The organism is Mycobacterium sp., from assembly GCF_035314665.1.
GTDB lineage: Bacteria > Actinomycetota > Actinomycetes > Mycobacteriales > Mycobacteriaceae > Mycobacterium.
Genome location: NZ_DATFZD010000297.1, coordinates 1 through 11,468, shown reverse-complemented (window position 1 = coordinate 11,468; position 11,468 = coordinate 1). Strand labels below are relative to the sequence as shown.

Below are 11,468 nucleotides of genomic sequence, written 5' to 3'. Positions count from 1 at the left end.
GCCGGAGGTGTCCGACGAGGATCCGGTCGCCGAACTCGCCGCCGGACGCACCCCCCACCTGCCGGAGTTACGCCTGCACAACGGCACCGTCTACCGGTGGAATCGGCCGGTGTACGACGTCGTGGACGGGCGGCCGCATCTCCGGGTGGAGAACCGCGTGCTGCCGGCCGGGCCGACGGTGATCGACATGCTGGCCAACTCGGCTTTTTACTACGGCATGTTGCGCACGCTGTCCGAAGAGGACCGTCCGCTGTGGACCAAGATGAGTTTCGCTGCGGCGCAGCAGAATTTCGTGAAAGCTGCTCGGCACGGCATGCAGGCCAGCTTGTACTGGCCGGGGTTGGGCGAGGTGACCTCGGCAGAACTGGTGCTCGCTGAGCTGCTGCCGATGGCACACGACGGGCTGCAGCGGTGGGGCGTCGCCAGCAAGGTGCGCGACCGGTTTCTCGGCGTCATCGAGGGTCGTGCCCGCACCGGACGCAACGGCGCGGTCTGGCAGGTGTCCACCGTGCGCGCGCTAGAAGCGAGCGGATTGTCGCGGCCCGCGGCGTTGGCGGAGATGCTGCGGCGCTACTGCGAGCACATGCACACCAACGAGCCGGTGCACACCTGGGGTTAGGCGGGTTAGGCGCCGAGACCCGCCGCGGCGACCACCGCCCACAGCACTTCGGGGTGTTGGATGTCGCTGTGCGCGCCGCTGAAGGGCGACTGGTTCGCGCGGATGACGGCATTGGCGTCCAGGCTGTAGAAGCGACCGGTTGTGAAGCCATAGGGCTTTCCCTGCGGCGCCAGCGTCACGGTCGTGGGGTTGGGGGTCTGCTGGTATCCGTCATGGCCCATGCCGCCCCATCGGAAGACCAGGTCGGTGGCTGATTCGCTGTCTTGGCCGGCCAGCATGCTGGCCGTCGGGTACCACCATCCAACGGCTCGGTCAGCGGCGCTGAACGTAGCCAGCAACGGACCGTCAACCCGGCTGCGGTCGCCCGCCAATCCGCCCGCGCGAGATGGGTCGAACATCAGCGACGAGGCAAACGTGAAGTGGGAGAACGCACCTTGGATTAGCGTGAGTGACTTGACCGGGCTGGCCGATCCAGTTTGGTTGGCGGGCAAGCCGGCCAGCGTGTACGCGACGAGTCGGGCGCCAAAACTGTGGCCCATCAGGTGGATTCGCGGCGCGCCGCCGGGGCCTTTGAGACCGGCCAGCAGCGGCCCCAAGCCATTCTGGCCCACCACGCCCGCCCGGTTCTTCATCTCGTAGTAACTCAGCGACCGCAGCACCTCGCGCGCGCCGCTCCACAGCCCGGCGAACGGATTGCCGATTCCCTGCGCGGAGCTGATCGCATGGGGTGCCATCGCTGCCGCGTGCCCGAATGCCGTCGCGGTATCGGCGGTGAGCAGCGCGGCTTCGCCGGTGTCTTCGACACCCTGCGGTGCGGTGGTCACCAAACCCGATGCCAGCTGGTGGAATTGGTTCAACGCGGCCGGGTCCTGGGGCTGCTGGTCGAGTAGGTTGCCCATCGTGGCCAGCTGCTGCTGTTGGGCCGGGAACGCCGGGGCCAAGGCCGCGGCGAGCTTCGCACCGGTGGACGGCACCGCGGGCGCGGTGGCCGGATCGTCGTCGGGAAACAGCAGCGACGGCCAGATGACGCCGACAGCCGCACTGCTGGACAGGTGCGTGCCGAGCTGTGCGGCGAGCAGGCCGAACATCGCCTCGTAGAGGTCACGTGCTGAGGTGACGCCGTTGTTCCAGCCGTGCGAGAGCACGAACAGATCCGAGATGCCGCCGGCGGCCACCGCGGCCGGAAGTCCGCCGTCGCCGCCCCCGTTCGCCGTGTTGAGTGAGCCATCGGCGTTGAAATCGACCTCGTAGTAGGCCAATCCGTTGATATCGTTCACGACGTTCGTCCCTTCGGTTCTAGCTGCTGGACAGGGCGCGCATCACATCGATCAGACCGGTGCCCTGATAGAACTCGTGGCGTCCCAAATCTGTTGCCGTATCGGAGAACAGCTTTTTGATGAGAAATGGCTGGCCGATGTATTCGTTGCGAGCCGACAGGTACGCGGCCACCGCCCCGGATACGTGCGCGGCCGACATCGATGTGCCGCTGTCTTCGCGGTAGCGTGCCAGCTGCTTCGGGTCGCCGGCCTTGGGCGCCAGCGGCGGAACGCCCGCGACGAGGTCCCCGGTAGCTGCCGACGTGATGCGTTCACCCGGCGCCACCACGTCCGGCTTCGAGCGACCGTCGAGGGTTGGCCCCTTCGACGAGTTGAAGGTCACGCCGTAGGTGTGCGGCCGATACCGGTGCACCGACCCCACGGTAATGGCGCTGGCCGCGTTTCCCGGATCGGTGATCGTCGACAGCTGCCCGTAGACGTCACTGGACGGGCCCTCGGTGGTTCCGCCGGCGCCCGCATTGCCGGCGCTGACAACCGCCACCACGCCGGTACCGACCAGCAAATCCAATTCGCGGCAGAGCGGACTTTGCCCCGCGGCGTACTCGGTGGGAGGCCACGGGCAGCCGAAAGACATGTTCACCCCGTGGATCTGCAGGTCCCTACCGCCGCTGTTGACCGTGCGGATGTAGTCGATCGCTTGGATGACGGCACTGGACAACGTGTTGCCGTTGTCATCCAGAACCTTGATGCTGACCAAGTTGGCTTTCGGCGCGACCCCGGCCAGTGTGGTGCCCTCGGGCAGCGTACGCAGCGCCCATTGCGGCAGCTCTTGTGCGGTCGGTTCGTTGTAGGCGATCCGCAGCAACGCCGGATCCGCGGGTGCTTGGCCCGCGATGATTCCGGCCACATGGGTGCCGTGCCCGTAGGCGTCGGTCAGCGGCGACGGCTTGGCGTCCGGCGACAACGGAATAGTGAAGTCGTGGTGCAATTTAGCGACCGCGCTGGCGGTCAAGATGTGGTTGGCCGCGAAATGCGGATGAGTTTCATCGATGCCGGAATCGATTACCGCCCATACGATTCCCGCACCGGCGGAGCCGAAAGTGCGGATGGCAGCATCGGCCTTGATGGTGCTGACCGAGCGGTCCAGGTGGGCGCGCAGCACCAGATCCGGCCACACCCGGTAGATGAGCCCGAGCCCCCGCTGCCCGTCGTCGTCTCCGCCACGCACCAACCGGGTGATCTCGTCCGGAGTCAGCACGCATCGCATATAGTGGCGGGCCACCGACACCGGCTGCGGCGGGCCGGCGGTGCCGAAGACGTCTCTGAACAACCGACGGAAGCGGCGGCGCACGGTATCCGGACTTGCCCCGCGGTCTAAGCGAAGTTCGATCAGCACCCAACGCCGGTCTTGCGCGTCGACGCGCACTAAGGGCGCCGCGCCGGGCGGAGCAGTTTGGGTGTCGCCCATGACAAGTGGGCTGACGACTGACGTCCGCCGAGGGCCGGGGGGCGGGGGCACACTAGTCACGCTGACCAGCCTCGCCGCGTTAGATGTGCAGGCACCCAGCAAGTCTGCCCGCGACACGCACCCTTACGCATGAGTACGACGAAACCAGCTTGATTGTCTACAAGCACGGGTAGCGCACTACTTGTTTTTCAGGTCCTTTGACACGATCTTCGCGAGCTCGTCGCGGTCGGTGACGTCAAGTTTGATGCAGGCGCGATAGATGTGGCCTTCAATGGTGCGGACAGAGACCGTCAGCCGGTCGGCGATCTCCCGATTCGATAGCCCTGCGGCAATGAACGATGCGATCTCGCGCTCGCGGGAGGTCACCGGCAGCGGTTGGCCGGCGGACCTGATCGCCGGCGATGTCGCTCCGCCGCATTGCGCGGCCAGCCGTAAAGCCCGCGCTGCCGATTCAGAACTCTCGCGTCGCCGCCCGTCATGATCGTGTCGCGCTGCGGCCTGCGCAGCCGCATCCGCGGCCGACATCATCAACCCGGCTGCCTCGAAATCCGCGCTGACAGCATCCAGCGCCGCAGCGTCAAGCTCTGCCACAGCCGCCGCATGGCGAGCGTACAAACCGACCAGCCGCCCGCCGACATGGTCGGTGAGCGCCGCCAGGCGGGTTGCGACGGTGCGATCGCCAAACCGTGCCGCGTGATGCAGCGCCTCCGCTTCCACGGCGTGTTGACCCGACTGGTGTGCGAGATCCGCGGCGGTGCAAGCAAGTTCGGCTGCCGGCCGCTCACCGCGTGTTGCTGCCGCCACCCAGGATTGGGCAATGATCCGCTGCGGCTCGTGCAGCGCCATTGACCGCCCGGAGTGTTCCTGGCAGTCTGCCAGAACCCGCTCGGCCTGCTCCGGGCTGCCCAATGCCGCGTAGGCCCTGGCCAACAGCAGCCGTGCGGGCAACAGCCAGGGCAGCGGGTTCTCGGCGTTGAGCGCCGCGAGCGCCTGCTCGAGCGACGACACCGCGTCGGGGAACTTGCCGCGATATGCAGCGACGAGACCGGCCATGACCTTTGCGATGCCCCAGCCCAAAAATTGTCCAACGGAGGAGAATTCGGCGTATTCGGCGGCACGCTGATCGGCCAGATCCAGTTCGCCGATGGCGGCCAGCGCGTGCACGTCACAGTAGCGCACCATGACCCGGATCATGCCGTCGGTGGCCTTCTGATCCGCCCGGCACCTGGCCGCGATCGGTTCGAAGTCGCCGCCCCGGCCGGCGATCGGCATCGCCATTCCCGCACCGAACGCGGCGAAGTCAACCGCTTGTTTGGGCGCATTCGGGTCCGCCAGGACACGTTCGGCTTCGGCGATTCCGTCGGCAATCCTGTTCTGGTGCACCGCCATTGCCGATTCAGTGGCCGCCACGACGAGCTGCAGACTTGGGTGCGTCACCCGCTTGCGTAGCAGTGCTAACACATCGTCTGCTCGTGTGACGTCACCCATCAGCCAGAACAGAATCGAAAGGTGGGGAATGCCCCACTGCACGAGCTGCAGCTCATCGAGGCCCTCGGGCTCGAACTGGGTGAGGATCTCGTCGGCTTGCTCCGGATGCCCCTGCCACAGCAGCGCGCGCGACAGCAGCTCAGCTTCCTGAACGCCGCCCCCGAGCTCGTACGCCGCCCGCGCGATCCGTTCGCCGAGTGGCAGATTCGACAGGAACATCGCATCTTTGGCGGCGGCGACCAACAGCTTGGGGTCAACGCCTTCGTCGCTGTCGACGCATAACTGCGCCATCCGGATCCTGCTGGTGGCCGCATTGAGTTCACGGCCGCGGAGAACCCGCACAATGCGGCCTCGTAGCGTCCGCGCCGACGCGGTGCCGATACGACGGCGAACGACATCGCCGTAAAGCGGGTGGCCAAAGCGGACATTCACGTCCGGTCCGTCGTGAACGATTCGGATCAAACCTTGCACTTCCGCGGTATCCACCGCCTCGTCACCGACCAACTCACAGAGCGCATCGATTTCGAGCGGTTCGCACAGCGCCAGCAGCTTCAACGCGTTCACCACATCGGCGCCCACACGATCGAGACGGTCTTCCAGTAGTGCGGCCAATCCGGACGAGACACCGGTGGGCCCGCGCAGCTGCCATACCCCGTTGACCTCGCTGAGCGTTCCGGCGTCGATCGCGCCTTCGACCATGTGCCGCAGAAACAGCGGGTTTCCGCCCGAGGATTCCCACATGACGTCGGCGCTCAGACCCTCCAGCGTCCCGCCCAGCACCGTTTCGACCAGCGCGATGCTCTGCTGCTTGGTGAACGGCTGAAGTTCCAAACGCTCTAGGTAGCCGTCCTTCCACAATGACGTGAGGGCGTCGGGTACGGGCTCGCCGCTGCGTACGGTAGCCACGATGTGTCCGGCGCGGTCGATCGCAATTTGGTGCAGCAATGTTGCGGACAGCTGATCCAGCAAATGCGCGTCGTCAACGCCGACGACGGTATTGTCACCGGCGAGAATGGATTCGCGTGCCGATGCGATGAGTGCGATCGGATCGCGTATCGGTGACGAACCCACCCACTGCGCGAAAGCCCCCAACGGGATGCCGCGCGAGGTCTCGGTGCACGCCGCCCAATTCACCTTGGCGCGCAGTGACGCGGTGACGGTGCGAGCCAGGGTCGTCTTACCGACCCCGGCAGGTCCGACCAAGATCGCGCCGCAGGTTTCTCCGGCGCCGAGGGCCGTTCGAATGGCCTCCTGCTCCGCGGGACGTTCGAGCAACTGCCAACGGCGCGCCATAAAATCAAAGTGTAAGTTTGCGGTCCGCTTTCCGCAGTTTCTTTGTGACGTCACGCGTCGTGGCGGGCTATTCGGGCAGCTCATTTATATCGTTCGGTTCGAGGCGTGGCACGTGATTCTTCTCGTGCCGGAAGTTGCTCGACGCCTCATACACCTTCAGTTTGAGGCGGTTAATGGATCCCAGCGGGCGATGGGCGGCCAATCCACGCCAGGAATTGAAGGACAACACGTCGTCACCGAACACTTGCCGCGCGGGACTGTATGCGTCCTGGACCGGATACGTTATTTTTGCCACCCCGACGTACGGCGATGCCGATTCCGGCCACTCGACCCTGGCGTCCTCGATGGGCATGGTTTTCACGTCGGTGCACAGTTGGACGCGAAATTCGTACTCGGCGGTGTTCTCGCGAAAGAACTCGACGACCTCGTCACGATATGCATCGCCACCCGCGGCACGCGGGAGTGGTTGGCCTTGCAACGATGTCACCGATTTCGACAATGGCACGACAGCAAACTTCGCGACGTAGTCGCCGTAGCGCAGTGGCGCAGACGAATAGAAAATATCGCCCAAAATCTGAGTGTTGGGCGGCGTGAATACTGCGAGAGTCATCGGGAGAGAGAGGCCGACCAGTGAGAGCACCTTCCCCGCCCCGGCTATGCCATTGGTGATCACCTTCAGCGCGGGATCCGGCAATCGTGCCAGCAGCCAGGCCATTGGCATCCCGTGGACGTAGTAGGCGTGGACGTCGGCGTACGGGAACTCCCGGTGGGTAACTAGCACAAAATCTTGCGTGGTGGCGGTGTCGTCAGGCAGCACCCGCGGCCCGTGCGCGCCCAGAACCTTGATCCCGAGGCCGTGCACCCCGCGGATCTGATCACTGCGAATCGCCCCTGCGGTGGTGGAGAGCCGGGCGATGACCGGGTAGGTCGCCGGAGTTGCGAACAAACCTTGCCGCAGCTCCTCGGGGAGATCGGGGTAGACGGTGAGTTCCCCACCAAGAATGCCGTGGCTCTTGGCGTGGGCGTCACGAATCCCGTGATGGTATTTCTTGAACGCGTACTCGTTGTTTCCGTGCAGGACCTTGATCATCTTGTCGATCAACTCGTCCTCGTCAGGCCGTCGGGACTCCAAGTCCTCGCTGTAACGGACGTACGTCATCAGCGCCGTTCCTCCTCATCGCTACGCTCTGCATCGTCACCGGCGCGACTCATCGCTCGGCCTTTCCGCCGTTGTTCTCGTGGGCCGCTTGCCAGGGAGCAAACGGGTTTGCGACACCGCGCAGCGCGGGTTCCAGCGACGGGAAGTGCCTCAGCAGCACCGTGCGCATCGTGTTCGCCTTGACCCAGTCCATGCCGGCCTCGGTATAGATCTCCGGACGGAAATCGCGGGTAAAGAAACGATCGCTCTCCAACCGTCGAGACGCCATCAGAATAAAGACGCGAAATGCCGTGTCGCTGAACCCAAATCCCGGCGGCTTGCGTTCGGCAAGCAACCCGATCACCAGATCCACCCGCTCGACGTCGCCGTAGATCTCGCGCAGCTCCTCCGCCCACGTGGGGTTGTCCGTGAGTTGCTCGAACGACGATGTCGGCTTCAGACGGAACAGCCGCCGGAACTCGTTGTACCGCGGGACCCCTCGTTCGCGCACCCGCAGGACGTCGATCGCGGCGAGGTCGACAAGTTCTCCGTCGGCTCGCTGGAGTTGCTGCATAAGTCGGGGGAAGTTGTGCAGGGTGAGGGCACCGGGGTGGGACCGGCCGAACGAGTAGAACAGATCGTCCATCGGCAGTTCGGACAGCCGCTCGCGAACGTGGTCCACGGTCAAGTCGGTCAGCTCATGCTCGCCGACGACGCGGTCGTCGGCCAGGGAGCGGAAGACGAACTCGTCGGGCAGCAGCGGGTGCATCCGGTAGACCGCGACGAACTCCTCGGTCAGCGAGTACGGAACCCCGTGTTGGTTCGTGGGGGACCCCGGTATGCCTTGCAGCACCTCGTTATCGGTGATCCGCCCGAAGAGCCGATCGAATCGTTCCCCGAGGACGCCGAACCAGTTCGCTCGCATTGCTGTCACCGTTGTGGGGTGCGCGATGATGGCGGGTGTCCAGTCGATCGTGTGGATCTTGGCCATCAGGGCCGCGTTTACCAGCCGCGCCGTGTCATACAGCTGCTGGTCGGTCAGCTCTGGGTGCTGCGCGGCGAGCTGGTCGCATATCGCGTTGTGTTCGCGCATGAACAGCGAGTGCAGGATGGCCAGACCAACCCAGAAGTTTCCGGCGGGTCCGGTCAGGTCCAAATATTTGTCGAGATCCGCGGGCGCCAGCCCGAGCTGATCGATGCGGATCTGACCCTTGTGACCGGTGCGCAAGCCGTCGGCGAAATTCATATTGCCTGAGCCGCCGTAGATTTGGGAGCTATCCCACCAGTGGGTGTCTTGGGTGACGAAGGTGGGCGGACCCTGCGGGTCGGGGCTGGGGTCCGGGGCGGTTCGCTCGATCGTCATGGGCCGCGTCGGCCACGGGTCGTCGTCTTCCAGTGCAACCGCCCACGGTTGTGACGTGACGGTGCGGTGGCTGAACCAGTCGTGGACTTCGAACTGGATCCACGCGGCGGCCAGCAGGTTTAGTGTGGTCGCCGGCTGGAAGGTGTCGCGGGTGAGTAGACGCCGGCTGATCAGCCGCGGGTTAGGGTCCAGCTGGTCTTTGGGATATGTGTGTGACGGCGGGACATTGCGGCCGAATCTGCACCCCAATGACCCCATCAGCGGGTCACTGAGGTCGTTGTATGTGCCGTTGAGCATGCGGGCGGTTAGGCGGTTCGCGACGTCCGGGTCCTCGTAGGGCGGCTGGTCCAGAGGTCCGCGGCCGGTGTCGAACAGGTTGTGCGCCCGAAGCTGGGTCCGTAGTCCGACCAAGACCGCCAGTCCGAGTGGCTTTGGTAATCGATACCATCCGACCGACCGATCGATCTGTCCGGCGAACCACGACCATAGCCGCGACGTTAACGCTGTCACCACTGAACCTTTCGACGTCGTCGAACTGCTCGCGCACGACGATTTCGGACAGTAGCAATATGCACCGGACGACGCAGGATAACTGACCATTCGTCGATCGGCAACGATGCCGCCGCGTTGTTCATTAGCGTCATACTCGGCGCGACAATGCAGGGACATGTCAGTCCTCGTGATGGCGCTCGTAGTCCCAACGCTCGAGCCATGATTCGAGGTTGTAGACGGCTATTGCCAGGGTGGTAAGGAACGCAGCCGAGCAGATGTAGATGGCCACGGTCATCGTATTCTCCGTTGTTAGAGTCGGTATTTCGTCGTCTGCGCTGCCCGGCTCTCGGTTCGCCCGGAAACTGCGGTTGCCGACGAAAGCAAGTTATGGCGGATGACGCCCGTTGGCGCGAGTAGCCGACTACCTGTTTGTGACGCCGGTCCCAATCGCGGCTCGCCGGATTGGGGTAGTTGGCTACTCTATTCAGCTCCCCGTACCACCAGTGAGCATTGCTTTCGTCAGCAACGGCTCGGTGACTTTGGGAGTGTGCGATGGCGAAGATCGGTGACCACGCCGTGGTTCTGGGTGCGAGCATGGCCGGCCTGCTGGCCGCGCGGACGTTGTCCGACTTCTTCGAGACCGTCACGGTGGTGGAACGCGATGTGTTGCCCGACGACGCCGTAAACCGGCGCGGTGTGCCCCAGGGTCGCCACCTGCACGCTCTGCTCGCACGAGGCTCGCAGGCGCTGGAGGAGCTCTTCCCCGGCCTCCTCGACGAGCTGGTCACCGACGGCGTCCCCTACTTCGACGGCCGCGACTTGTCGAAGGTCTACTACAGCCTGGGCGGGCACCAAGCGGTACGGACCGGTTCGGCCGAGTCGTTTACCGCCTACGCGTCAAGCAGGCCGTTCCTGGAATGCTTCGTCCGCCGGCGGGTCCAGGCCATCGCCAACGTCACAGTGCTCGACGATCACGACGTCGTCGGGCTGAGCTTCACACCCGACCACGAGCGGATCACCGGCGCCCGAATCACGCCGCGGCCAAGCGGTATCCCGGTGGGCTTGTCTGCCGATCTGATCGTCGATGCGACGGGCCGCGGCGCGCGCACACCGGCGTTGCTGGAAGACCTGGGTTACGGCCGCCCAACCGAGGACCACATCAACGTCCACCTGACCTACACCAGCCAATTGCTGCGGATGCGGCCCGGCGCCCTACAGGAAGTTGCCTTTCTGATCGGCGCCATACTGGGCCGGCCCACCGGAATGGGCCTGCTGGGCTGCGAACATGACACATGGCTATTCACCGTGTTCGGGATGGCCGGGCACGAGGCGCCGCGCAGTCGCGCCGGAATGTGGGGATTCATCCAAGGATTCGCACCGCCGCAGGCACTCACCGCGATCGCCGAAGCGACACCGATCGGCGAGGTTGTACAGCACCGCGTGCCGTGCAGCGTATGGCGTCGCTATGACCGGATGCGGCGGTTTCCCGACGGCTTGGTGGTGGTCGGCGATGCGATGTGTGGCTTCAATCCGATTTACGGCCAGGGCATGACGGTCGCCGCTTTGGAAGCGCTGGCGCTACGTGATTGTTTGACCCGCGGAACGGGAGACCTGCCGCGCCGCTTCTTTCGAGCCGCGGCACGGCCAATCCGGCAAGCTTGGCAATTGGCCGCCGCCGGCGACCTCGCCCTACCCGAAATCGCCGGTAAGGAACCACTGGCAATGCGACTGTTCAACCGGTATGTGGATCGAGTGCTGACCGCCGCCGAATTCGACTCCGCCGCACTGGATCAGTTCGTCCGCGTCACATCACTGGTCGACCCGGCGACGCGCCTGCTACGCCCGAGTATGGCGTGGCGCGCCGCGTGGGCGAAACACCGCCTCCGGCAGTACACGCACCACACCGATGACCCGACCGGCATGGTCGAGATCTCGGTGATCTGACCAGGATCTGGTCAGCGCAGATTCTGCGGTTAACTCGACGACAATCGTCACGTCCACCGTCCGGTAGGCGGGGGCGCAGCGGCTGATACTGTTGCGGCACAGGGCATTGCAGCTATCTGTTTTGTCGCACACCAACGCAATCGGCAGGTCGGGTCCGTCGGTGATACACCACTAGGCCGCGAAGAACACCGCCCCGGCCGAGTCGCCGATCACGACGAGCCGCGCTATCTTGACGATGACGGCCCGAGGGCGGCTGAGATACCGCCTGCCCCAACGCCTTACGACGTTGGGGTAAGCGGCTCTCACTTGGCCAGCGCGACCGGTTGTGGCTGGGCGGCGGCGACGGCGTGTTCGTAGTCAAGCCGTGCTGCGAACTTTGCGATCTC

At 64.9% G+C, this 11,468-nt stretch carries 6 protein-coding genes and 1 pseudogene; 2 read left to right on the top strand and 5 right to left on the bottom strand.

The features are described from left to right. Positions 1–619: pseudogene (locus tag VKI00_RS20900) on the top strand (glutamate--cysteine ligase); the annotation flags it as partial. Positions 620–624: 5 nt separating this feature from the next. Here the strand turns inward: VKI00_RS20900 and VKI00_RS20895 are convergent. The 5 genes from VKI00_RS20895 to VKI00_RS20875 all read right to left on the bottom strand — a co-directional run bounded on the left by VKI00_RS20895 (position 625) and on the right by VKI00_RS20875 (position 9,246). Next, entirely contained in the window at positions 625–1,896 is a 1,272-nt protein-coding gene (locus VKI00_RS20895; RefSeq protein ID WP_324440787.1) for a serine/threonine protein kinase, read from the bottom strand. Positions 1,897–1,915: 19 nt separating this feature from the next. Beyond that, entirely contained in the window at positions 1,916–3,364 is a 1,449-nt protein-coding gene (locus VKI00_RS20890; protein WP_324440785.1) for a S8 family peptidase, read from the bottom strand. A gap of 177 nt (positions 3,365–3,541) precedes the next feature. Then, positions 3,542–6,145, bottom strand: coding sequence for a helix-turn-helix transcriptional regulator (locus VKI00_RS20885; RefSeq protein ID WP_324440783.1), 2,604 nt, complete (start codon positions 6,143–6,145; stop codon positions 3,542–3,544). A 67-nt stretch (positions 6,146–6,212) separates the two neighbouring features. After that, on the bottom strand, positions 6,213–7,304 hold the full coding sequence (locus VKI00_RS20880; protein WP_414687254.1) for a catalase family protein: 1,092 nt from the start codon (positions 7,302–7,304) through the stop codon (positions 6,213–6,215). A 49-nt stretch (positions 7,305–7,353) separates the two neighbouring features. Then, positions 7,354–9,246: a peroxidase family protein gene (locus tag VKI00_RS20875; RefSeq protein WP_414687255.1), complete on the bottom strand. Its 1,893-nt coding sequence runs from the start codon at positions 9,244–9,246 to the stop codon at positions 7,354–7,356. 444 nt (positions 9,247–9,690) lie between these two features. Here VKI00_RS20875 and VKI00_RS20870 point away from each other — a divergent pair, with 444 nt between their 5' ends. Then, on the top strand, positions 9,691–11,082 hold the full coding sequence (locus VKI00_RS20870) for a 2-polyprenyl-6-methoxyphenol hydroxylase-like oxidoreductase (RefSeq protein ID WP_324440781.1): 1,392 nt from the start codon (positions 9,691–9,693) through the stop codon (positions 11,080–11,082). Positions 11,083–11,468: the final 386 nt, after the last annotated feature.